The sequence below is a fragment of the Polymorphospora sp. NPDC050346 genome (genome assembly GCF_040655695.1).
In the GTDB taxonomy this organism is placed as follows: Bacteria; Actinomycetota; Actinomycetes; order Mycobacteriales; family Micromonosporaceae; genus Polymorphospora; species Polymorphospora lycopeni.
Map to the genome: position 1 here is coordinate 56,799 of NZ_JBFAKM010000036.1, position 21,100 is coordinate 77,898.

The following is a 21,100-nucleotide window of genomic DNA, read 5'->3' on the forward strand; positions in this document are numbered from 1 at the left end:
GTGATCATGGCCGGATGCCGGTACGCAGCGTCCACGACCGCACCGAACTGGCCGGCCTGCTGGCCCGCCACCCCGCCCTGTACGCGTACCAGCTCGGCGACCTCGACGACTTCTTCTGGCCGTACACGACCTGGTACCGGCGGGCCGACGCGGTCGCGCTGGTCTACCACGGCGGCGCGGTGCCGACCGTGCTCGCCCTGCACCCCGACGACGGCACCGACCAGCTCACCGACCTGCTGCACGGGCTGGCGCCGCTGCTCCCGGCGCACTTCGACGCCCACCTGTCCCCCGGCGCCGAGACCGCGCTGCACCCCCGGTTCACCGGCCACGACCACGGCCCGCACCTGAAGATGGCGCTGACCGACCCCGTACGGCTGGCCGAAGCGCGACCGGCCGGCGACGTCCTGACCCGCGCCGACCTGCCCGACCTGACCCGGCTGTACGCGACCGCATACCCGGACAACTGGTTCGACCCGAGGATGCTCGACACCGGCCACTACGTCGGGCTGCGCCGCGACGGCGAACTGCTCGCCGTGGCCGGGGTGCACGTGTGGTCGCCGGTCTACCGGGTCGCCGCCCTGGGCAACGTCACCACCCACCCGCGGGCCCGCGGCACCGGGCTGGCCACCGCGGTCGTCGCGGCGCTCTGCCGCCGGCTGGCCGACTCGGTCGACCACGTCACCCTCAACGTACGGGCCGACAACGCCGCCGCCCGCGCCGTCTACGCCCGGCTCGGCTTCACCGTGGCGGCCCGGTACGCCGAGCACACGTTCACCGCCCGCCGGCCCTGACGCCGGCCAGCCGGGTGTCCCACACCGCCACCCCGGCCAGCACCAGCGTCGCCAGCAACGACAGCGGCAACGGTGGCACCAGCAGCCCCAGCGGCGCCAGCAGCACGAGCACGGCCACGGCCACCAGCCGGTCCCGCGACGGGTGCCCGAACACCACCCGCTTGAACAGCGCGTGCCCGGCCAGGAACAGCGCCGGGCCGCCCAGCACCGTCACGACGACGGCGAGGTCGCTCCGGCCGGTCGGCCCGGCGAGGGTCAGCTTGTCACCGACGGCGGTCACGATGATGCCGGCGACGATCGGCAGGTGGCCGTACGTGTAGGCGGAGCGGCCCAGCCGGCCCGGCTCCCGTACCCGGTCGATGACCCCGCCGGCCGCCTCGGCGACCCGGCCGAAATACACCCACCACAACGCGACGCTGCCGAGGAACGCCGCCGCGAACGCGGCCACGGCGGCGGGCTCGAACCGCAGCCCGGCGAAGGCGGCACCGGTCACCAGGATCGACTCGCCCAGCGCGATGATGATGAACAACTGGCAGCGCTCGGCCAGGTGCCGGCCGCTGATCCGCCAGTCCGCCGGCGTCGACCGCCCCCAGCCCGGGATCCAGAACCCCGACGCCGCCGCGAAGTACTCCCCCACGACCGCGACCGTCCACAGCGCCACCCGCGACGGCCCGTCGGCGAACGCCCCGGCCAGCCACAGCACCCCCGACGCGGCCCGCCAGGCCGTGATCCGCTGGAAGTTGCGGCGCAGGTCCGGCCGGCCGCGGCTCTCCACCGCCGCGAACGTCGACCGGCCGACCTGCATCGCGACGTACGCCCCGGCGAACCACCACCCCCGGTCGCCGTACGCCTGCGGCAGCGTCGCGGACATGACCAGCGCGAGCAGCATCACCGCGACCAGCATCAGCCGTACGGTGGCCCGCCCGGGATCGAACCAGTTGGTCACCCACGCGGTGTCGACCCACGCCCACCACACCACGACGAGCAGCAGCAGGGTACGCAGCGCCCCCGCCGGGGTCAGGTCCGCCAGCAGCAGGTCGGTGAGCTGGGTGACGGCGAAGACGTAGACCAGGTCGAAGAACAGCTCCATCGGCGTGACCTGGCGTACGTCCCCGCGCAGCAGATCAGCCCGGTCGCCCCGCCCGTCACCGCCCCAGTCTCCGCCCCGGAAGCGGCTCCCGCCCCCGATTCCCCTCCCCCGCCTCCCCGACCGGGGGCCGCGTTGATCAAGGACAAGTCGCGCGACAGATCCGCACAGACCGGGCACGCTTTGTCCTTGATCGCGCCTGCTGGCCGGCGCGATCCGGCCGGGACGCGTGGGGTGGGCGGTCGGCGCGGGGTGGTCAGCGCAGGGCGTCGTCCACGCCGGTCTCGCGCGGGCCGAGGAACACCGGGTCCCGGCGGGTGTACACGTCCCACACCGCCTTCACCCCGGCGAACCGCTCCCGGAACGAACCCCACCGCCAGGCCCGCTCGAAACGGCTGACCGAGTCGTCGCCGACCCCGACCGCGTCCAGCCCGACCTCCCGGCACACCGCGACCGCCCGCTCGATGTGGAAACTCTGCGTCACCACGATCACCTGCTCGACCCCGAAGATCCGGTTGGCGCGCAGGCACGAGTCGTACGTGTCGAAGCCGGCGTGGTCGAGGACCACCTTCTCGTCGGGGACGCCGTGGTCGACCAGCCAGCGACGCATCGCGCCCGGCTCGTCGTACTCCGGCTGGCCGTGGTCGCCGGAGACCAGGACCGCCCGGACGGTGCCCCGCTCGAACAGTTGCCGGGCCAGATCGAGGCGGGCGGCGAGGAACTGCGACGGATGGCCGTCGGGCTGCACCTGCGCTCCCAGCACCAGAACGACCGGTGCCGGCGGCACCGACTCCAGGTCGTACACGTGGCCCCGCGCGGCCCGGCTGATCCAGCTCCCGCTTCCCGCCACCGCGGCCGGAACGACAAGGACGACCGCCACCACGGCGGCGATCACCAGCCGTACGATCCACCGACGGCGCCGGGACGGTGCGGGAACGGAACGGGGCCGGGCCGAAGGGTCGATCATGACCCTATTGTGCCGCCCGTCGGCCACGCCGCTCGGCCCGGAGGGCACCCGACCGGACCGGCGAACCGGCCCCCGGCCGGCGCTCGGCCCGCGGCCGTCCGCGCCGCTCAGCCGGCGCGCCGCCGGGCCCGCCTGGCCGCCAGCTCGTCGTGCCCGGCCTCGTCGACCGGGTCGTCCGCCAGGTCGTCGGTCGAGCGGGCACCGGCCGCCGGTTCGGCGGGCAGGTGCGACAGCGATCCCTGGATCTCCTTGAACGCCCCGCCGATCGCGATGCCGAAAACGCCCTGGCCGCCCTGCAACAGGTCGACGACCTCCTCCGGCGACCGGCATTCGTAGACGGTCGTCCCGTCGGAGATCAGCGTGATGCCGGCCAGGTCGGCGACCCCACGCGAACGCAGCGCCTCGATCGCCCGGCGGATGTTCTGCAACGACACCCCGGCGTCGAGCAGCCGCTTGACGACCTTGAGAACGACCAGGTCACGAAATGAGTAGAGCCGCTGGGTGCCGGAGCCGGACGCGTCCCGGACGCTCGGCACGACAAGCTGCGTACGCGCCCAGTAGTCCAGTTGCCGGTAACTGATCCCGGCCGCGTGGCACGCCGTCACACCCCGGTAGCCGACCGACTCGTCGTCGAACGCGATCTCGACGCCCGGCACTCCGCCGACCCCGGGATGATCAGACGGACCGGGCTCAGGTTCTCGGGACTCGTGCATGCGGACACCCTCCCCGTCAGTGCGGTGGCACGTCGTTTCCGGGACGTGCACCCCTCGACAGGCCAACCCTATAGCTCAGAAGGAGGGGCGCCGGGCAAGCTTTGCCACGACACGCCGCGTATGGGCGACCACGCCCCGCGTATGGTCCGGATGGCGCCGGCCGGATCAGCCGAACGGTCAGGTCAGCCGGCGAAATCCTCCGGCCGGACCTGCTCCAGGAACTCCCGGAACCGCTCGACCTCGTCCTCCTGCTCGTCCGGGATGACGATGCCGGCCTCGGTCAGCACCTGGTCCGTACAACGGATCGGCGCCCCCACCCGCAACGCCAGGGCGATCGAGTCACTCGGCCGCGCCGACACCCGCAGACCGTCACCGATCAACAGGTCGGCGTAGAAGACGTTGTCCTTCAACTCGGTGATCTCCACCGCCCGCAGGGGCGCCTCCAGCGCCGCCAGGATGTCGCGCAACAGATCATGGGTCAACGGCCGGGCCGGCTTGACCCCCTGCTGCTCGTAGGCGATGGCGGTGGCCTCCACCGCACCGATCCAGATCGGCAGGTAGCGGTCGCCGTCAACCTCCCTGAGCAGGACGATCGGCTGGTTGCTGGGTAGTTCCACCCGAACCCCGACCACGCTCAGCTCGCGCACCGCCGCCTCCGTGTCGTTGTCTGCTTCCCCGGCACCGGGCACTTCTCCTGCACGGTACACGTGCCCCGCGACGACCGTCTCCCGCGCATCGGGCCCGTTTCCCGCCGCCCACACCGCTTACCCCGCAGAGCCTACGGCACGCCCGTCGCAACCCACCTTCGCGCATCGCCGGGAGCGGCCCGGCTCACCGGCCCAGCGGGGCCCGCAGACCGGTCCGGACGAGAGCCGCGTGCAACTGCTGCGACAGCCCCACCAGCTCCCGCGCCGTCTCGGCCGCCCGGGCCCGGGCCGCCGGGTCGTTCTGCCGGGCCAGCGGCGCGATCAACTGGGCGAACAGACCCACCTCGCGATCGGCCGACGTCCGGTAGGCACGCAGGTGCCGCGGCTCCAGACCGAACGCCGCCAGCCCCACCACCGCCTGCACGATCACCAGGGCGTCGGCGTCGTACAGCCCCGGCGACCGGGGCACCACCAGGCCGAGGCGCTCCAGCTCGGTCAGCACCGACTCCTCGATCCCGCCGCGCGACAGCAGGTCGGTGCGGGTCAGCCGGACGTCGACCGGCTCCGCCGCCACCGGCTCGCCGCCGCGCCCCGGCACCTCACCGGTCGGGCCGACCGCCACCAGCGCCGGTCGGGGCCGCTCCGTCGGCTCGGCGTCCTCACGCTCCCGCTGCGCCAACTGCTCCCGGATCACCCGCAGCGGGAGATACTGGTCACGCTGGGCGGTCAGCACGAACCGCAGCCGCGCGACATCGTCCCAGCTGTACTTGCGGTAGCCGGCCGGGGTGCGCTGCGGCTCCACCAGCCCCTCGGCCTCCAGGAACCGCAACTTCGAGATCGTCGTGTCGGGAAACTCCACCCGTAGCTGCGCCAGGACCTCGCCGATGCTCATCAGCGGCTGCGCCCGCGGCGCAGGGTGAGATGCCGCCACCGCACGTTCGTTCACGCCATCACCTCACTCCCCGGACCGGTGACCGGCACCCACCCGGACCACCGGAAAGCACGCTCGCTGCGCCGCCTCACCCCCGGCCGGCCTCCTCCGGGCGCGGACCCGCGATGAACACCAGACGAAACTTGCCGACCTGTACCTCGTCACCGTTGCTGAGCGTCGCCGCCTCGACCCGCTCCCGGTTGACGTACGTCCCGTTGAGGCTGCCCACGTCCCGGACGGTGAACGTGCCACCGTCACGGTGGAACTCGGCGTGGCGCCGCGACACGGTGACGTCGTCGAGGAAGATGTCACTGTCGGGATGCCGGCCACTGGTCGTCACATCGTGGTCGAGCAGGAACCGGGCACCCGCGTTCGGACCGCGGCGGACCACCAGCAGCGCCATGCCCGGCGGCAACGACCCGGACATCCGGCTCGGAACCACGTCGGCGTCGGGCCCCTCGAGCACTTCGTCGAGGGAACCAAGGTTCAGCGTCGACGTGACGTCGAGCGGCGGAAACTCGTCGTCTGGGCGCGTCATGCGGACCACCTCACGGATCTGTCTCGGTCGGCGTCTGGTGTGCCGGGAGCACCCGCTGGGGGATGCCACCGACCCAGCGGACAGCTATCCCGTGCCCGGGAATGCGTTCCGCAACGCGCAACTATCGGTTCTCGGTCGACTGAGCGAGCGTAGCCAGCCCGGAAATACAGGGCAACCAGACGCGCGGGGAGCGCGAAGCCGGCTCAGCTCTCGGTCAGCTCCCGGTAGGCGGCCGCGGTCAGCAGCCCGTCGACCGCCGACGGGTCGTCGAGCGCGATCTCGACCAGCCACCCGTCGCCGTACGGATCCGTGTTGATCGCCTCGGGGTTCTCGGCGAGCCGCTCGTTGCGGGCCACCACCCGCCCCGACAGCGGGGCGTAGATCTCCGACACGCTCTTGGTCGACTCGACCTCGCCGAACGACTCGCCGGCCGCCACCGTCACACCCTCCTCCGGCAGCTGGACGAAGACGATGTCGCCGAGCGCCTCCTGCGCGAAGTGGGTGATGCCCACCCGGACGGTGCCGTCCGCACCGGCCACCCACTCGTGCTCGGCGGTGTAACGCAACTCGTCAGGGATCACGGATCGTCCTTCGTGGTCGAACGGCCAGGTCTGCCGCGCCGGGGCCGGCACGGGTCGCGCCCGGCCGCTCAGGTGCCGGGGCGCGCGTACTGCAGGTCGGTCTGTTCAGTCAAGGCGGCCACGTCGACCACCTCGTGTTCCTGGACGGTCACGTTACCGCCGTCGCCGGTGACCGACGCGACCACCCCGCCGGGAATGTTGAGTGCCGTCAGCATCGTCTGCGGGTCACCGATCACGGTGATCGTGTGGGGTCCGGGCAACCGCCGGCCGTCGACGTCGATCCGCCCGTCGGCCTCCACGAAGTACGTCGACGCCACGATCCGCACCGACGCCCCGTCGCCGCCGGTGATCTGCATCGCCTCGGCGCCGGCACCGCGCAGTTCCTGCACCGCGTCGAGGATCGCCGACGCCTTGACCGGCCGGCCGCCGGCGGAGAACTGGATCGACAGGCCGGGGCCGCGCGCGGGCAGGGTACCGGCGAGAATGCCGAGGTCGTCGCCGCGCCGGGTGGCCTCCTCGAGCGCGGCCTCCCGGCCGGCCGCACCGGAACTCAGCTGCCGCTGGCTCTCCTCCAGCGCGGCGATCTCCTGCCGCAGCCGCTCCTCGCTGTTCTCCAGGTCCGACAGGATGCGGACCAGGTCCTCCTGCCGGGCGGCGGTCAGGCCCGAGTCGGTCGAGTTGTTCTTGAGCTGCACGGCCATCGTGAAGCCCAGCAGCAACAGCAGCACGGCGATCGTGGCCCCGGCCGAACTGATCCCGCGCTTCGGCGCCCCGTCGCCGGACGGTCCGGCAGTGGCGCCCGGACCGTCGGCCGGCGGCTCCCCGCCCACCGGCCGGGCACCGCCCGGCGCGTCGCCGGGGCCGGCCACGTCGGAACCGGGCGGTTCGGAACCGGACGGTTCCGAGCCGGGCGCGGCAGAACCTGTGGTGCCGGTCCCGGCCGGATCGGCGGCCGGTGCCGCCGGGGGCCGCTCGTCCGGGTCGCCCGCGCCGCCGTCGGCCGGCGCGCCCGCCGCCGGGGTGGGCGTACCCGCCGCCGGCCGCAGCGGGACGGTCGGCTCGTCGGCCGCCGGGTCGCCGGCGTCGCTCGCCCGGGCGGCCGGGGGCCGCGCCCCGGCCGGTCCGGTGCCGGGCTGCGGGGTGGCCGCGCCGGTACGCAACGGCACGGTGGGCTCGTCGGACGGCCCCGAACCGCGCGGGGACAGCCAGCCGGATCCGGTGTAGGGATGGTCGGTCATCGCGTCCAACCTACGCCCGGAAGAGGTGTCGCCGGATCGCCGCCACGTTGCCGAAGATCCGTACGCCGAGCACGACGACGACACCGGTCGACAACTGGCCACCGACGCCCAACTGGTCCCCGAGGTAGACGATCACGCCGGCGACCAGCACGTTGGAGATGAACGAGATCACGAACTGCTTGTCGTCGAAGATCCCGTCGAGCCGGGCCCGGATGCCGCCGAACACCGCGTCGAGCGCCGCGACCACCGCGATCGGCAGGTACGGCTGCAGCGCGGGGGGCACCGTCGGGTCGAGTATCAGGCCGAGCAGCACCCCGGCGATCAGGGCGAGTACAGCGATCATCAACCGCCTCCGGGGGCGCTGGTGGACGGCCCCGCCCCGGACGGCGACGGGGTGCCGGCGGGCTGCCCGGTGCTGCCGGACGGCCCGGGTGAGGTCGGTGTCGGACTCACCGACGGAGAGGGTACGGCGTGCCGCAGCCGGGGCTCACCAGCCGCCGGCAGGTCCAGGTCGTCGACCCGGCGTACCTCGAACGACATGCCGTGGTCGGCGGCGACGGCACGCAGCAGGCGGGCCGCGCCGCTGGCGTTGAACCTGCGGTCCATGTCCCGTGGCCCGATCGCGGAGACCTCGTACGGGCCGGTGACCGGACGGAAGTCGACCAGGATGGCGCTGCCGGCCGCCCGGATCGTCGACGTCGCCGTCAGCCGCTGGCCGTTGATCGACACCGCCTCGGCACCGGCCCCCCACAGGGCGTTGGCGATGTCCTGGAGGTCCCGGTCGAGCACCCGGCCGAGGTTGGCGCCACCGGCACCGGTCACCGCGTCGACCGCGGCGGGGCCGTCGGCGACCCGTACGACGACACCGTCCCCGCGCACCCGGGCCAGGCCGGTCACCGCCTCGAGTTCGCGCAGGCGGGCCGCGTCGCGGTCGTCGAGGGCGGCGGCGCGCTGCCGGGCCACCTCGGCGCGCAGCGACTCGGCCCGCCGCTGGAGTTCGGCGGTGTCCGCCTCGCTCTGCCTGATCTGTCCGACCAGGCCGGCGCGGGCCTGGCTGCGGCTGGGCTCCTCGTGCATCGTCTGCCGGTAGGCGACGCTGAGCAGCACCCCGACGACGAGCATCGTGGCGACCATCACCGCCCGGCGGGTGTTGCGCCGCCAGCCGGTCACCGGCCCGACCTCGGCGCGGCGGGCCGCCGCGTCGGCGTAGCCGGGATCGAGCGGGGTGCGGAACAACTGGGTCAGGAAGTCGGGGGCGTAGGTCCGCGGCTGCTCGGCCCTGCCGGCGTCGGGCCCACGATCGTCGGGCTCGCGGCCGTCGGGCTCCTTGCCCGGTTCCCGGTCGGTCATCGCCCGCCGCCGTCCGCGCGGGCGGCGCGGACCAGGCCGGCGGCCTGGACGACGTAGAGCGCGCCGGCGATCCAGTAGAGGACCAGGCCCCACCAGGCCAGCCCCCAGCCGATCGCGTACGCGGCCGTCGCGGCGGCGGGCACGGTGGCCGCGAGGAGCAGCACCGGGAAGGCGGCGAGGAGCAGGAACGTGGCGGTCTTGCCGACGTAGTGCACCGGCGGCGGGCCGTAGCCGTAGCGGCGCAGCACCAGCAGGCAGCCGCCGAGCAGGACCTCGCGGGCCAGCAGTGCGGCGGCGAACTGCCAGGGCACCACCTCGCGCACGGTGAAGGCGACGAGGACGGCCAGGATGTAGAGCCGGTCGGCGAACGGGTCGAGCAGCTCGCCGAGCCGGCTGACCTGCCGCAGCCGGCGGGCGACGAAGCCGTCGACCCAGTCGGTGGTGCCGCCGATCGCGAGCACCACGAGCGCGGCCACGTCGGCGCGGGGCACCAGGAACAGGTAGAGGAAGAGCGGTACGCCGAGCAGGCGGACGAAGCTGATCAGGTTGGGGACGGTCAGCACGCGGTGGGTGGTGACGGCCGGCGGACGCGGCACCGTGGCTCCTCCCCCGTCCCGCCCGCACGTGGCGGTCGGGTGTACGCACCGAACCCGCCGGCACCGGGCCCGCCTCCGGGCGCCTCTGGACATGGGTGGTGACGGGCCTGGATGACGGCTGCCTCTGGACGGCGGTGGCGGTGATGCCGTCAGCGTCGCCGTCCGTCCTGATCAGTTGCGCAGCCACTATAACCGACCCCTCTCCCGCTGCCGGGTACGCCGCGACGCGGCGGTGCCGGGGTGCGGTACGTCACTCCCCGTAGGGCATCCTAGGACAATAGGCCAATCACTATCGAGCGAAGGAATTGACGTGAGTGACAGTCACGTGATGTCCTCGATCGGCTACCCAAAGCCAGCAGGATGCGCGTCACCCGAGGAGGACCATGTCGCTCACCGTTCCCACCACACTGCTGGAGGCCGCCGAGTACGGCGAGGTCGACGACGAGGCGTTCATCGAGTGCGTCCGCACCTCCCTGCCGTACGCCTGGGAGACCGTCAGCCGGGTGGTCGCCGAACTACGCGCCGACGACGCGGACTATGCCGACAACGTCGTCCCGCCGCCCGGCGAGGCCGAGCGCGGCCAACTGCTGCGCGCCCTGGCCAGCGACGCCATCCGCACCGGCCTCGAACGGCACTTCCAGGTCAAGCTGGCCTTCCAGAACTGCCACCGGGTCGCCGCGTTCCGGCCGTCGGCCGCCTACGGCCCCACCTACCAGCGGTTCGTCTCGTTCCGTGGGCAACTGCTCAACCAGACGCCCGAGCTGCGCGACTGCTGACCGCCCGGCGGGCCTCCACCCGCCGGGCGCCATTTCCAGCCGGGCCGAACCCGCCCGCAGCGCTCTCTCCGGGCCGGCCGAACCCGCCTGACGGCGCCCCTCCGGGCCGGCCGAACCCGCCCCTACTTCACCGCGACGCCGCCGTGGAAGGCGTCCGGGACGTCCTCCGGCGGGCCGTCCGGGCGCCAGAGGGCGACCGGGGCGATCCCGTCGGCGGTCGGCCGCCACCGGCCGAGCAGGTCGGGGAACGCGGCCGGATCACGCATGTGGAACCCCTCCCCCATCAGCGCCAGCGCCTGCGGATGGCCGGCCAGTTCCATGCCGTCGAAGTCGAACGCGAGCCGGCTGCCGGCCGGGACGGCGGCGTACAGGTCGTCGAGGGTCCGGGCCAGCGTGGCGTCGTCGAGGAACGCGGCGAGCCCGAGGAACACCACCCCGACCGGCGCCCGGCCCCACCCGGGTACGTACCGGCCCAGCAGCGCCGGGTCGATCGTCGACAGGTCCGTCGCGTCGCCGTACGTGTAGGCCGCCCGGTCGCTGCCGGCCAGGATCCGCTGCCCGAGCGCGATCGTGACCGGGTCGATGTCGGTGTAGAGGACCGATGCGGCCGGGGCGACCTCGTGCACGTTGCCCCGGGTCGGCACGCCGGCCCCGAAGACGAGGAAGCTGTCGACGCCGGCGGCGCCCAGGTGCCGGACCGTACGGCCGAGAAAGCCGCGCAGCGACCGGAAGATCTCGGCGCAGGGCCCGTACGCCCCCTCGAAGGCGCGGGCGGCCGCCACGTCGACCGGGAAGTGGTCGGTGCCGCCGAGCCAGTGGTCGATCATCCGGGCGGTGCTGGGCACCTGCGGCGCAGCCGCGGGATCGGCACCCGCTCCCGCCGTGGGCAGGTCGGACATTGCCACGCCTCCGTCTGCGGCGACGTGGGCGACCGGCCGGCGGTCGACGGTGGACCGCGCCGCCACGCCCGACAGGTTAGCCGCCCGGCGGAACGCCGTGGGACCCGCGCCGGTCGAAGTGGACGGTCGCCGGGCCGGGCCGGCGTGGCCGACGACGCGCCGCCGGCCACGCCCTCCGCACCGGACTGCGGAACACCGCCGTACGACGGCGGTCGTGGTGCCGGCCGCGGGATGCCAGGGACGACCGCACGGTCCACGCGGTCAATGTAACGACGTGGACCGAGCTGGATGACACGGTTCATGCGTTTTGCGTAGGCCCGTTCTCGTACATCGATGTTGCTTCGGCGCATTCGCCAGCGGAACGCGCACGAAAGGAGTACGCCATTGACATGGGCGTCATTCCTGTGCACGTCTCCACCGACCTGCCGCGGATGCGGCGGGCGGCCCCGGATGTCGGCGACATCTCCGTCCTGCTCGCCGACGACCACGCGCTGTTCGCCGAGGCGCTGCAGACCCGGCTGTCCCGCGAGCCGGACCTGCGTCCGGTCCGGGTCGCGTACAACGCGGAGCAGGTGCGGGCCCGGATCTCCCGGGACCACCCGGCCGTACTCGTGCTCGACATGGCCTTCAGCAACGACAGCGCGGTCGCGCTGGCCGGCTTCGCCCGGGAAGCCTCCCCGACCACCCGGGTCGTGATGCTCACCGGCGTCGACGCGCCGAACTCGGTGGTGTCGGCGCTGCAGGGCGGCGTACGCGCCTGGCTGCCCAAGACCGTCAAGCCCGAGCAGCTCGTCCGGGCCATCCGGGGGGTGACCCGCGGCGAGGCGTGGGTGCCGCCGGACGTGCTCGGCCAGGTGCTCAACACCCTGGTCGGTCTCGAACCGCAGCAGGCCGACCCGCTGGCCGTGCTGACCCCGCGCGAGCGCGAGGTGCTGCAGGCCATGGTCGACGGGTTCAGCCGCGTGCAGATCGCCGCCCGGCTGCACCTGTCCACCAACACCGTGCGTACCCACACCCAGAACATGCTCTCCAAGCTCGGCGTGCACTCGACGCTGGAGTCGGTCGCCCTGGCGCTGCGCAGCGGCATGCGGGCCACCGACCACTGAATCCCGTCAGCACCGCCCGCCGACCGGACCGCGCCGGCCGGCCGTCCTCCCCACCGGAAGGGAATCCATCGATGCTGTTCAGATCGGGTGGCGAGATCGTCGGGGTCGAACCCGGGCCGGCGTGGGTACGCCGGCTCGTCGGCCGTACCGTCGGCCTGGTGGCCCCGCCCGGGCCGGCCGCGCCCACGGTGCGGCTGCGGGTGCAGCCGAACCGGTCGGCCTTCGACGTGCGCGGCCTGCGCCGGGTCGGCGACGACGCGTGGTCCGACGGCGAGCGGACCGTCCTGCGCGACGCCGCCGGCTCCGGCTTCGACCTGACCGTGGTGGCCGGCGACGAGCTCGAGGTCGTCGCCCGCTACCGGCCCCGGCCGGCGGCCCGGCTGGCCAACCGGCTGTACGGCGACGCCGCGCGCCGGCTCGCCGCCGCCGTCCTGGTCGACTACCCCGTGCTGTGGCGGGCCGGCTGGCGCGGCCGGGTGCCGCTGCTCGCCACCGTCGTACGCGGTCCGGCCGGCACCCCGATGCTGGTCGGCGCCGGCGAGCTGGGCCGGTCCCGGATCGTCGCGACCGCGCTGACCACCGGACCGGTCACCTCCCCCGAACTGTGCGTCGCCGACGACGAGCGCTGCTTCGGCCTGGCCGAGGCGCACCCGGCCGCCGGGGCCGGCGCCGGCGCGGACGACGGATCCGCCGGCCGGTGGCTGCCGGACCGGCGGCCGGCCACCGCGCTGCGGGTCGCCGAACTGGCCCCCGACCGGGTCGTGGTGGTCGAGGAGGCGCTGTGGACCACGATCGAGGAGGCCAAGGCCGACGAGGCGGCCCGGTCGCTGGTCGCCACCACCTACGCCGCCCCGCGTCTCGCCGGCTACTGGGGATTCGCCGCCACGCTGGCGTCGGCGACCGGCCTCGGGGACGCCCAGCCGGCCGTCGCCGACATCGCGCAGGCGCACGCCCAGCGGCTGCCCTGCCTGCGGATCGGCCTGCGCCGCGGCGGCCGGATGTCGATGTCGGAACTGTGTGCCGCCGGCACCGCCGCCCGGTCCGGGCTGCCCCGGGGTGCCGGCCGGGCCGTCGAAGCCGGTGTGCCGGCCGGGGCGGGCCGGTGACGCGGTGCCGGCTGCGGGTCGCCCTGATGATCACCCGGCTGGCCGACGGGGCCGGCGGGGTCACCCTGCGCGGTGCGCTCGCGCTCGACCCCGCCCGCTACGAGATCACCCTCGTCGCCGGCGGTCGCACGCCCGGTGACGACCCGGGCGGTGACGACGTCCTGTTCGGAGCCGAGGCGGTCAAGGAGGTGCCGCCCGGCGACCTGCTGGGGCAGGCGTACACGGCGGGTTTCGACGTGGCCCGGGTGCCGGCCCTGGTGCCCGGGGTCGCGCCGCGCGCCGACCGGACGGCGCTGGCGGCACTGACCCGGATCATCACCGACGGCGGCTACGACGTCGTACACACGCACACCGCGAAGGCCGGCGCGCTCGGCCGGGCCGCCGCCGACCGGGCCGGCACGCCCCGCGTCGTGCACACCTTCCACGGCCTGCCGTTCCACCCGTTCCAGGCGGGCTGGCGCCGACGGGCGCACCTGACTGCCGAACGCTGGCTGGCCCGGCGTACGCACGCGTTCCTGGCGGTCGGCCCGGCGGTCGCCGCCGCGGCGATCCGGCACGGGGTGGCCGCCCCGGACCGGATCCGCACCATCATGCCCGCCGTCGAACCGGTGTGGCGGGCGCCCGGCAGCACCGCCCGGGGGCTGGCCCGGCTCGCGCTCGGCGTACCGCCCGGCGTCCGGGTCGTCGGCACCGTCGGGCGGGTCGGCCGGCAGAAGGCACCCGACGACTGGATCGACGCGCTGGCCGCGCTCGGCGGCGACGACGTGTGGGGGGTGTGGGTCGGCGACGGGCCGGGCCGCGGGCGGCTGCTCGACCGGGCGCGGGCCCGCGGGGTCGCCGCGCGCTTCCGCCTGCTCGGCCACCGCGACGACGTCGCCGACCTGCTGCCCGCCTTCGACGTCTTCGCCCTCGCCAGCCGGCACGAGGGGCTGCCGTGCACGGTCATCGAGGCGATCGGGGCCGGGCTGCCGGTCGCGGCGACCGCCGTGGACGCCGTACCCGACGTGGTCGTGCCGGGCGAGACCGGCCTGCTGGTGCCGCCGGGGCGGCCCCGGGAACTGGCCCGCGCGGTCCGGCACCTGCTCGACCGGCCGGCGGAGGCGGCGCGGATGGCGATCCGGGCCCGGGAGCGGATCGGCGACCGGTTCACGCCGCGGGCGCTGGGGCGGGTGCTGGACCACACGTACCGGGACGGGCGGCCGTGGCGGTGACCGGCGGGTGGGCCGGGTGACGGAATGGGGATTCGAGTGAGGGTGACGGGCTCCGAGTGACGGCGATGGGAGATGTCCGGGTGAGGTACTGCGACCAGCGGTGGCGGCTGTTGCTGCCGCCCGGGACGGTGGTGGTCGACGCCGGCCGGCGCGACCGGGCACTGCGCGAACTGCGGGAACTGCCGCCCGGTACGCCGGTGGCGTTGCTGGGCCGGCGGCTGCGGCCGCTCGCCCGGCGGGCCGGGGTACGGCCACAGGTCGAGTACGTGGCGCTGCCGTCGCTGGCCGCCCCGCTGGCGGTGACGCAGGTGACAGTGCCGGCGCTGCGCTGGACGGCGCGGATGCTGACCGTGCCGAGCGGGGTGACGCTGTGGCACGCTCCGATGTGGGCGGCCGTACGGCTGGTCCGCGCCGCACCCGGCCTGCTGCGGTTCGCCCCGACCGGTGACCGCCTCCTGGTAGGCGCGACCCACACCCCCACGCGTCCCGCCGCCGCGCACCCCGCGCACCCCGCCGCCCTCGTTGATCAAGGGGATGTACCGGACAAACCAGGTCGTGATCATGACAACAACTCCTTGATCAACGAGAAGGGCGGCGGGAAGAGCGGCGAGAAGGCGGGTGGACGTCGTGACTGAACTGGCGCGGCATCCGGAGCCGCGGTTGCTGGGCGGGATGGAGCTGTCGCGGCTGCTGGACCGGCCCGGGGTGTCGGTGGTGCTGACCGGCGGCCGGTCGGCGGACTCCGACGCCGTGTTCGTGATCCACGACCGGATCGGCCCGGACCTGGTGCTGCGGGCGCCGACCACGGCGGCGGCCCAGGACGGCATCCAGCGGGAGGGCCGGCTGCTCGCCGCGCTGCGCGACCGCCCGCTGGGCCGGGTCGCCGGCAGCGTGCCGGAGGCGGTGGGTTTCCTGCCGGTGGACGGGCGGCCGGCGCTGCTGACGACGGCGGTGCCGGGTACGCCGATGGCCGCCGGCTTCCACGGCTGGCGGCACACGGCCCGGCCCAAGGCGGTACGCGCCGACTTCGCCGCCGCCAAGGAGTGGCTGGCCGACCTGTGGGAGGCGACGGCGGGGCGGCCGGCTCCGGTGACCCTGCTGTGGGACGCGCTGGACGAGTGCGAGGACCGGTTCCCGGCGCTGGGCCGGCGGCTGCGCGACCGGCTCGGCCCGACGGCCGACCGGCTGGCCGGGCACCGTACGCCACGCACGGTGGTGCACGGCGAGTTCTGGTTCGGCAACCTGCTGCTGACCGGCGGGCGGGTCACCGGCGTGGTCGAGTGGAAGGCGGCGGAACTCTCCGGCGAGCCGCTGCGGGACGTGGCCCGGTTCGCGGTCAGCTACGCCCTGTGCCTGGACCGGCACGTCCGGCCGGGCCGGCGGGTGCCGGGCCATCCGGGGCTGGTCGCCGACCGGTGGGGGGCCGGGCTGGCGTACGCCTTCGCCGGCGGCGGCTGGTTCGCGGACCTGGTGCGCGACTACCTCGGCGACGCCCTGCACCGGCTGCGCCTGCCGCCGGAACTGTGGCGTGACGTGCTGGTCGCGGGGGTGGCGGACGTGGCGGCGACGACGGCCGACTTCGACTCGGCCCGTGACCACTGGACCCTGCTGTCGCGGATCACCCGCGAGAGCACTGCCCCCTTACCCCGGGGACCGGAGCGCGCCGCGGGGGCGCGTCCGGCGGCGCCGGGCGCCGGCCGTACGTAGCCGGGATACGACGAATGACGGACAAGGTCGCCGCTTTGGGTAGTCGCAGCATCACCGCTTGTAGCGTTACGTCTGGTAACGAACCCACACGGAGAGGGTCAACCGTGGACCAGGAGAGGACGCCGGCGGGTGGCGGCCGACCGGACGGCGAGGCGACCGGCGGCACGACGGGCCGGCCGGAGGCGGTGGGACCGGCCGCCGGCCGGGTACCGGCGCCGCGTACGGCCGCGGCACGACGGCGGGCCGCGGCGGCGGACGCCGGGCGCCGGCAGCTCAGCCACGACATCCACCACCAGATCGGCACGATCTCGCTGCTCGCCACGCTGCTCGGCGAGGCCGCCGACGTCGGCCCGCACAGCCGGGCCCGGGCCGGCCTGATCCTGCGTGAGGTCGAGCGCCTCGACCGGCTGCAGCGCGCCTACGACGACTGCCCGCCGGCCGAGGGGCCGGCCGCACCGGTGCGGCTGGACCTCGTCGCCGCCGAGGTGGTCGAGGCGATCGCCCCGGCCACCACGACCCGGGTACGGGTGCGGGCGCGGGAACTGACGGCGTACGCCGACCGGCTGGCGTACTGGCGGGTGCTGCGCAACGTGGTGCAGAACGCCGTACGGGCCGCCGGGCCGCGCGGCCTGGTCGAGGTGACCCTGGCGGTCGAGGACGGCTGGGCGGTGACCCGGGTCGACGACGACGGCCCCGGCCTGAACGCGGCGGCCGCCCGCACCGGCGGGCTGGGCCTGTCGATCGTGCGGGACCTGACCGCCGGCTGGGGCGGCGGCGTACGGATCGAATCCGGCCCGCTCGGCGGCGGCCGGGTCGTGCTGCTCACCCCGGCCCACGCGGCGGCCGCCCGGGAGAACAACCGGGAAGGGGCGGTCCGATGATCCGGGTACTGGTCTGCGACGACCACACCGTGTTCGCCGAGTCGCTCGCCGAACTGCTGACCGCCGCCCGAATGCGGATCACGGCGGTCACCGGGCACCCCGACCGCGCGCTGGCCGTGCTGCGCCGGGAGGCGGTCGACATCTGCCTGCTCGACGTGACGTTCGGCCGCGAGTCGGTGCTGCCCCGGCTGGCCGAGTTCCGCCGGGTCGCTCCCGGCGCCCGGATCGTGCTGCTGACCGGGCGGGTCGACGCCGACCTGCTCGCCGCCGCCCGGGAGGCGCAGGTGCGCGGCGTCGCCGACAAGCGCCAGCCGGCCCGGGAGATCACCGCCCTGCTGCACCGGGTCTACAACGGCGACACGGTCTTTCCCGCGGAGCCGACGCCGGTGCCGGTGCCCCGGGCGGCCAACCACGACCGGGCGCAGGAGGCCCGGCGGATGGCGGCGTTCCTGACCCCGCGCGAGCGGCAGACGCTGCGGGCGCTGGTCGGCGGGCACGACACCCGCAAGCTGGCCCGCACGCTCGGGGTGGCGCCGGCGACGGCCCGCTGCCACATCCAGCAGGTGCTGACCAAGATGGGCGCGCACTCGCGCCTGGAGGCGGCGACGACCGCGGTCCGCTTCGGCCTGGTCAGCCCGGAGACCGGCGACTGGCTCCTCCCCCGCTGCTGAGCCCGCCCCGCCCGTCCCCGCGATCTTGCGGTTGTCTCCTCCATTCGTCCCTTGTGGGAGGCGACAAGTGCAAGATCGCGGGGAGAGACCGTCAGCGGTACGGGGTCAGGGCGTGGGCGAAGCGGGCGGTGCGTTCGGCGAGCCAAAGCCAGCGGCGCTGCACCTCGCCGGTCGTCGACGCCACCACGTCCAGCGCCTCCCCGCGTACCCGGGAAAGGTCCCCGGCCGTCGCGGTCGGGTCGTCGAGCAGGGCCGCCCCGGCCCGGAACGCCTCGGCCTGGTCGGCGCCGCCGAGCCGGGGCACCACCTCGGCCCGCCAAAAGTCGTCCCAGGACAGGTCGGGGTTCCAGGTGAACCGGGCGTACGCCAGGTAGCTGATCTCGTTGGTCGGGTGGTAGGCCGACGGCTCGGCGAAGATGGTGAGCCCGCGCATCCCGGCCGCGCCGCCCCGGGTGGCCATGTCGGCGTACATGTCGGCGACCAGCGAGTGCCGCTGCCGGTTCCACTGCGAGCCGCCGTGGGTGCGTAGCACGTTGGTGGTGTGCGGCAGCGCGGCGACGTGCCCGGCGGTGAGCTGGTCGCGGTGGTCGTACCAGAAGCCGCGGTTGACGCAGTACTGGTAGGCGACGTCGTCGGGCAGGTCGGCCAGCGGCTTCTGGGCGTCGAGGTCGAAGATGTTGTCCCAGTAGACCTCGACCAGGTGCCGCAGCGGCACCCCGGCCGGCCCGGTCCGCCGGGCGGTGTCCAGCAGCGTCGGGTAGACCGCCCGCATCGCCTCGTACGACCACGAGGTGCGCTCGCCGCCGGTGCGGGCGGCGCACCGTTCGCAGGCGCAGCTGCCGTAGTCGCCGGTCTCGAAGTTGATCCCGCCGACCGGCAGCGTGTCGAGCAGCCAGTCGATGGCGTCGCGGTGCCAGGCCAGGTTGTCCGGGTGCGACGGGCAGGCGGCCATCATGTATTCGCTGGCCGGGAAGTGCAGGTCGCCGAACTCGTCGATGTCGAAGCCGACCTTCGGCGGCAGGACGGCCGACAGTTCGGGACGCTGCCGCAGGTGGGTGGCGAGGTTGAACCGGTGCCGGCCGTCGAAGTAGATCCCGCCGTACGCGTTGACGCCGATCCCGGCGACGATCCGCACCCCGCGCGCGTTGGCGTATTCGCACAGGTCGCGGGCCGCGTCGACGCCGCCGTGCGCGTCGCGCAGCAGCCCGTAGACGACGATGCCGCCGATCCGTTCCCGGCTGCAGAAGTCGACCAGCCGCCGGTAGTCCTCGCCGAACGCGTCGGCGCCCTTGCCGTACGGGTTCAGCGCCCCGATCTCCTGCTGGCCGAGCTGCCGCTCGTCCCAGTTGGTCGAGTGGTCCCAGGTCCACAGGGTGCGCAGCGGCAGCCCCGGCCCGTCGGCGTGGACGCCGACCGGCAGCCCGGCCGGGGTGATCCGGGCGGCGAGTTCGCGGGCGGCGTGGACCAGGCCGGCGAACGGGTCGCCGGTCAGCACCACGTCGCCGCTCTCCGGTACGTCGATCCGGAAGGCCCCCTCGGGCAGCGCCGGGTCGGCGACGAACCGTACCGTCAGCGGGTCGGGACCCGCGGCGCGCAGCAGCTCCGCCGCGTACGGGGCATGCTCGCCGCCGGAAACCTGTACGCCCTGGACGGGCCGGACTCTCGTCACCTGTTACCTCCCGATGGTGTCCACGGTCGCCGCCAGGTACGGCACGACCTCGATCGACGTCCACACGCCGTGCGCCCAGTAGGGGTCGCGGGAAAGGACCGCGCGGGCCGCCGCCTCGTCGGGTGCGCGCAGCACCAGCACCGACGCGGACAGGTCGGCCAGCGCGCCGGCGACGAGCGCGGTGCCGCCGGCGAGCAGTTCCCGCACGTGTGCCAGGTGGGCCGCCCGGTGCGGCTCGCGCCGGGTCGCGGCGTCGGCGGCGAACGTCGCGGTGGCCAGGAAGTACGGGTCGAACCTCACGACGCGTCGCCGTCCAGGGCGCTGACCAGCCGCTGCAGCTGCACCTTGTAGACGGTCTGCGGGCGGCCGGCGCCGGTGCTGACGTGCACGCCGGCCTCCTCGGCGAAGCCGGCGGCGCGCAGCGCGTTGAGCAGCCGGCGGGCGGAGCGGGCCTCCACCCCGTACGCGTCGGCGAGGCCGCGGGCGGTCACCTGGGCCGGGTCCATCTGGTGCAGGGCGTCGAGCAGCCGCCGCGTCGACAGTGGACCGAGGCCGAGCTGTTCGGAGACGCGCAGCACGCCGGGCGCGGTCTCCCGCAGCCGGCGCGGTACGGCGGCGTCACCGGACGAGTACACCTCGCCGTCGGGGAAGACGACCTGGACGTGCCCGTCCTGGCGGCCGAGGGCGAGAGCCTTGCGGGCGTTGTCCTCGGCGGCGGCGATGGTGGTGCCGGCGCCGAAGCCGACGGTGTGCGGCAGGTCGACGTTGCGCAGGGCGAGCAGCGAGGCGTGCCCGGCCCGCTGGCGGGCGATGGCGCCCTCGATGGTGCCGCGGGTGGTGGTGATGACGAAGGTGCTGTCGTCGACGGTGGTGAGCCGGCCGCGCATCCGCTGGGCGTGCTCGAGCAGCGCCTCGCGCAGCCGCAGCCGCTGCCGCTCGACCTGGTAGGGGTCGCGCTGCCGGCCGGGCGGCGCCGACACCTCGATCATCATGACGGCGATCTGGGTGGCCCGGGACTGGCGTACCTCGGCGGCCAGCCAGGCCCGGCGCAGCGCGTCGCGGACCGCGGCCCGGGTGTGCTCGACCCGCCAGACCGGCACCCCGGCGGCGGCCAGTTCCCGGTGCACGGCGCCGAGGCAGGTCAGGCACGCCTGCACGGCGCCGGACTCGTAGCGTTCCCGGTGGTAGGCGGTGATCTCGTCGAGGCCGGAGAAGAGCAGCCCGTTGGCGTCGGCGATCGGCCGGATCTCGGTCGGCGGCTCGACGTCGATGTCGTGGAACGTCTCCCGTACGGTCGCCGCCTCGATCGTGTCGACGCTGACCCGGGGCAGCCGGCCGGCCCCGGCGATGAGCATCCGGGACAGGGTGCGGTAGAGGTCGATGCCGCCGTGCGGGACGAAGTCGATCTCGGCGCGCAGGTTCCCGTTGGCGGCCGCGAACGCGTACGGGATCCGGCCGGTGAACAGCAGCACCTGGCACAGGTCGTCGAGTTCGCGGGCCAGCTCCGGGGCCTGCTCGGGGTCGGTGTAGGCGCGGGCGGTCACCTCGCCGGCGCGCCCCTCCGCCTCGGCGACCGCCAGCACGAGTCGAATCGAGTCCTCCGGACCGATTATCCCGATCAAGGTCCCTGCCCTT

The 21,100-nt window shown here is 74.6% G+C and carries 24 protein-coding genes; 9 read left to right on the forward strand and 15 right to left on the reverse strand.

Annotated features, from left to right (window positions below; genetic code table 11):
* The first annotated feature begins 14 nt into the window (after positions 1-14).
* Entirely contained in the window at positions 15-791 is a 777-nt protein-coding gene (locus AB0I42_RS28975; RefSeq protein WP_357542110.1) for a GNAT family N-acetyltransferase, read from the forward strand.
* Here AB0I42_RS28975 and AB0I42_RS28980 read toward each other — a convergent pair.
* The 11 genes from AB0I42_RS28980 to AB0I42_RS29030 all read right to left on the reverse strand — a co-directional run bounded on the left by AB0I42_RS28980 (position 772) and on the right by AB0I42_RS29030 (position 9,439).
* Entirely contained in the window at positions 772-1,881 is a 1,110-nt protein-coding gene (locus AB0I42_RS28980; protein ID WP_357542112.1) for a low temperature requirement protein A, read from the reverse strand. The genes AB0I42_RS28975 and AB0I42_RS28980 overlap by 20 nt on opposite strands.
* 253 nt (positions 1,882-2,134) lie before the next feature.
* Positions 2,135-2,845, reverse strand: coding sequence for an ElyC/SanA/YdcF family protein (locus AB0I42_RS28985; protein WP_357542114.1), 711 nt, complete (start codon positions 2,843-2,845; stop codon positions 2,135-2,137).
* A gap of 107 nt (positions 2,846-2,952) precedes the next feature.
* Positions 2,953-3,558: a MerR family transcriptional regulator gene (locus tag AB0I42_RS28990; protein WP_357542116.1), complete on the reverse strand. Its 606-nt coding sequence runs from the start codon at positions 3,556-3,558 to the stop codon at positions 2,953-2,955.
* Positions 3,559-3,740: 182 nt separating this feature from the next.
* A complete protein-coding gene (locus tag AB0I42_RS28995; RefSeq protein ID WP_212818100.1) occupies positions 3,741-4,205 on the reverse strand; it encodes a bifunctional nuclease family protein in 465 nt (154 codons plus the stop codon).
* Positions 4,206-4,389: 184 nt separating this feature from the next.
* The gene (locus AB0I42_RS29000; RefSeq protein ID WP_357542175.1) at positions 4,390-5,097 is read right to left on the reverse strand and encodes a MerR family transcriptional regulator; all 708 of its coding nucleotides are present in this window, start codon (positions 5,095-5,097) and stop codon (positions 4,390-4,392) included.
* Between the two features lie 127 nt (positions 5,098-5,224).
* Complete coding sequence (locus AB0I42_RS29005; RefSeq protein ID WP_212818098.1) at positions 5,225-5,674, reverse strand: FHA domain-containing protein; 450 nt, start codon at positions 5,672-5,674, stop codon at positions 5,225-5,227.
* A gap of 203 nt (positions 5,675-5,877) precedes the next feature.
* Positions 5,878-6,255 (reverse strand): glycine cleavage system protein GcvH, encoded by a 378-nt coding sequence (gene gcvH, locus AB0I42_RS29010; protein WP_357542118.1) that lies wholly within the window; start codon positions 6,253-6,255, stop codon positions 5,878-5,880.
* Between the two features lie 68 nt (positions 6,256-6,323).
* Positions 6,324-7,493: a DUF881 domain-containing protein gene (locus AB0I42_RS29015; RefSeq protein ID WP_357542120.1), complete on the reverse strand. Its 1,170-nt coding sequence runs from the start codon at positions 7,491-7,493 to the stop codon at positions 6,324-6,326.
* A gap of 10 nt (positions 7,494-7,503) precedes the next feature.
* Complete coding sequence (locus tag AB0I42_RS29020; protein WP_357542122.1) at positions 7,504-7,836, reverse strand: small basic family protein; 333 nt, start codon at positions 7,834-7,836, stop codon at positions 7,504-7,506.
* On the reverse strand, positions 7,836-8,843 hold the full coding sequence (locus AB0I42_RS29025; protein WP_357542124.1) for a DUF881 domain-containing protein: 1,008 nt from the start codon (positions 8,841-8,843) through the stop codon (positions 7,836-7,838). The genes AB0I42_RS29020 and AB0I42_RS29025 overlap by 1 nt, the downstream gene beginning before the upstream one ends.
* Positions 8,840-9,439, reverse strand: a complete 600-nt coding sequence (locus tag AB0I42_RS29030) for a CDP-alcohol phosphatidyltransferase family protein (protein ID WP_357542126.1) — start codon at positions 9,437-9,439, stop codon at positions 8,840-8,842. Before AB0I42_RS29030 ends, AB0I42_RS29025 begins: the two co-directional genes overlap by 4 nt.
* A 383-nt stretch (positions 9,440-9,822) precedes the next feature.
* On the opposite strand from AB0I42_RS29030, the gene AB0I42_RS29035 reads away from it, so the two are divergent.
* Positions 9,823-10,215, forward strand: coding sequence for an SCO5389 family protein (locus tag AB0I42_RS29035; protein ID WP_357542128.1), 393 nt, complete (start codon positions 9,823-9,825; stop codon positions 10,213-10,215).
* Between the two features lie 122 nt (positions 10,216-10,337).
* Here the strand turns inward: AB0I42_RS29035 and AB0I42_RS29040 are convergent, their stop codons facing one another.
* Positions 10,338-11,180, reverse strand: coding sequence for an SAM-dependent methyltransferase (locus tag AB0I42_RS29040; protein ID WP_357542130.1), 843 nt, complete (start codon positions 11,178-11,180; stop codon positions 10,338-10,340).
* 323 nt (positions 11,181-11,503) lie between these two features.
* Between AB0I42_RS29040 and AB0I42_RS29045 the strand changes: the two genes are divergently transcribed.
* From AB0I42_RS29045 to AB0I42_RS29075, 7 genes are all read left to right on the forward strand, one after another.
* Positions 11,504-12,220: a response regulator transcription factor gene (locus AB0I42_RS29045; RefSeq protein WP_357542132.1), complete on the forward strand. Its 717-nt coding sequence runs from the start codon at positions 11,504-11,506 to the stop codon at positions 12,218-12,220.
* A gap of 71 nt (positions 12,221-12,291) precedes the next feature.
* Positions 12,292-13,326, forward strand: a complete 1,035-nt coding sequence (locus AB0I42_RS29050; RefSeq protein ID WP_357542134.1) for a hypothetical protein — start codon at positions 12,292-12,294, stop codon at positions 13,324-13,326.
* Positions 13,323-14,537: a glycosyltransferase gene (locus AB0I42_RS29055; RefSeq protein ID WP_357542136.1), complete on the forward strand. Its 1,215-nt coding sequence runs from the start codon at positions 13,323-13,325 to the stop codon at positions 14,535-14,537. The genes AB0I42_RS29050 and AB0I42_RS29055 overlap by 4 nt, the downstream gene beginning before the upstream one ends.
* Before the next feature lie 80 nt (positions 14,538-14,617).
* Positions 14,618-15,172 carry a hypothetical protein gene (locus tag AB0I42_RS29060; protein WP_357542138.1) on the forward strand — a complete coding sequence of 185 codons (555 nt, stop codon included), beginning with the start codon at positions 14,618-14,620 and terminating at the stop codon, positions 15,170-15,172.
* Positions 15,165-16,244: a hypothetical protein gene (locus AB0I42_RS29065; RefSeq protein ID WP_357542140.1), complete on the forward strand. Its 1,080-nt coding sequence runs from the start codon at positions 15,165-15,167 to the stop codon at positions 16,242-16,244. The genes AB0I42_RS29060 and AB0I42_RS29065 overlap by 8 nt, the downstream gene beginning before the upstream one ends.
* A gap of 104 nt (positions 16,245-16,348) precedes the next feature.
* Positions 16,349-17,125: a HAMP domain-containing sensor histidine kinase gene (locus AB0I42_RS29070; RefSeq protein ID WP_357542142.1), complete on the forward strand. Its 777-nt coding sequence runs from the start codon at positions 16,349-16,351 to the stop codon at positions 17,123-17,125.
* On the forward strand, positions 17,122-17,796 hold the full coding sequence (locus tag AB0I42_RS29075; RefSeq protein ID WP_357542144.1) for a response regulator transcription factor: 675 nt from the start codon (positions 17,122-17,124) through the stop codon (positions 17,794-17,796). The genes AB0I42_RS29070 and AB0I42_RS29075 overlap by 4 nt, the downstream gene beginning before the upstream one ends.
* Positions 17,797-17,887: 91 nt before the next feature.
* Here the strand turns inward: AB0I42_RS29075 and AB0I42_RS29080 are convergent, their stop codons facing one another.
* From AB0I42_RS29080 to AB0I42_RS29090, 3 genes are read right to left on the reverse strand one after another with little or no spacing between them, the layout of a single operon-like run.
* Positions 17,888-19,465: a hypothetical protein gene (locus AB0I42_RS29080; RefSeq protein WP_357542146.1), complete on the reverse strand. Its 1,578-nt coding sequence runs from the start codon at positions 19,463-19,465 to the stop codon at positions 17,888-17,890.
* Between the two features lie 3 nt (positions 19,466-19,468).
* Positions 19,469-19,765, reverse strand: coding sequence for a YciI family protein (locus AB0I42_RS29085; RefSeq protein ID WP_357542148.1), 297 nt, complete (start codon positions 19,763-19,765; stop codon positions 19,469-19,471).
* Positions 19,762-21,087, reverse strand: coding sequence for a hypothetical protein (locus AB0I42_RS29090; protein ID WP_357542152.1), 1,326 nt, complete (start codon positions 21,085-21,087; stop codon positions 19,762-19,764). The genes AB0I42_RS29085 and AB0I42_RS29090 overlap by 4 nt, the downstream gene beginning before the upstream one ends.
* Positions 21,088-21,100: the final 13 nt, after the last annotated feature.

Excerpts from the sequence above, each read along its gene's own strand:
- AB0I42_RS28975 (WP_357542110.1), top strand. The coding sequence starts at position 15 with ATGCCGGTACGCAGCGTCCACGACCGCACCGAACTGGCCGGCCTGCTG.
- AB0I42_RS28980 (WP_357542112.1), bottom strand. The coding sequence starts at position 1,881 with ATGGAGCTGTTCTTCGACCTGGTCTACGTCTTCGCCGTCACCCAGCTC.
- AB0I42_RS28985 (WP_357542114.1), bottom strand. The coding sequence starts at position 2,845 with ATGATCGACCCTTCGGCCCGGCCCCGTTCCGTTCCCGCACCGTCCCGG.
- AB0I42_RS28990 (WP_357542116.1), bottom strand. The coding sequence starts at position 3,558 with ATGCACGAGTCCCGAGAACCTGAGCCCGGTCCGTCTGATCATCCCGGG.
- AB0I42_RS29000 (WP_357542175.1), bottom strand. The coding sequence starts at position 5,097 with ATGAGCATCGGCGAGGTCCTGGCGCAGCTACGGGTGGAGTTTCCCGAC.
- AB0I42_RS29005 (WP_212818098.1), bottom strand. The coding sequence starts at position 5,674 with ATGACGCGCCCAGACGACGAGTTTCCGCCGCTCGACGTCACGTCGACG.
- AB0I42_RS29015 (WP_357542120.1), bottom strand. The coding sequence starts at position 7,493 with ATGACCGACCATCCCTACACCGGATCCGGCTGGCTGTCCCCGCGCGGT.
- AB0I42_RS29020 (WP_357542122.1), bottom strand. The coding sequence starts at position 7,836 with ATGATCGCTGTACTCGCCCTGATCGCCGGGGTGCTGCTCGGCCTGATA.
- AB0I42_RS29025 (WP_357542124.1), bottom strand. The coding sequence starts at position 8,843 with ATGACCGACCGGGAACCGGGCAAGGAGCCCGACGGCCGCGAGCCCGAC.
- AB0I42_RS29035 (WP_357542128.1), top strand. The coding sequence starts at position 9,823 with ATGTCGCTCACCGTTCCCACCACACTGCTGGAGGCCGCCGAGTACGGC.
- AB0I42_RS29045 (WP_357542132.1), top strand. The coding sequence starts at position 11,504 with ATGGGCGTCATTCCTGTGCACGTCTCCACCGACCTGCCGCGGATGCGG.
- AB0I42_RS29050 (WP_357542134.1), top strand. The coding sequence starts at position 12,292 with ATGCTGTTCAGATCGGGTGGCGAGATCGTCGGGGTCGAACCCGGGCCG.
- AB0I42_RS29075 (WP_357542144.1), top strand. The coding sequence starts at position 17,122 with ATGATCCGGGTACTGGTCTGCGACGACCACACCGTGTTCGCCGAGTCG.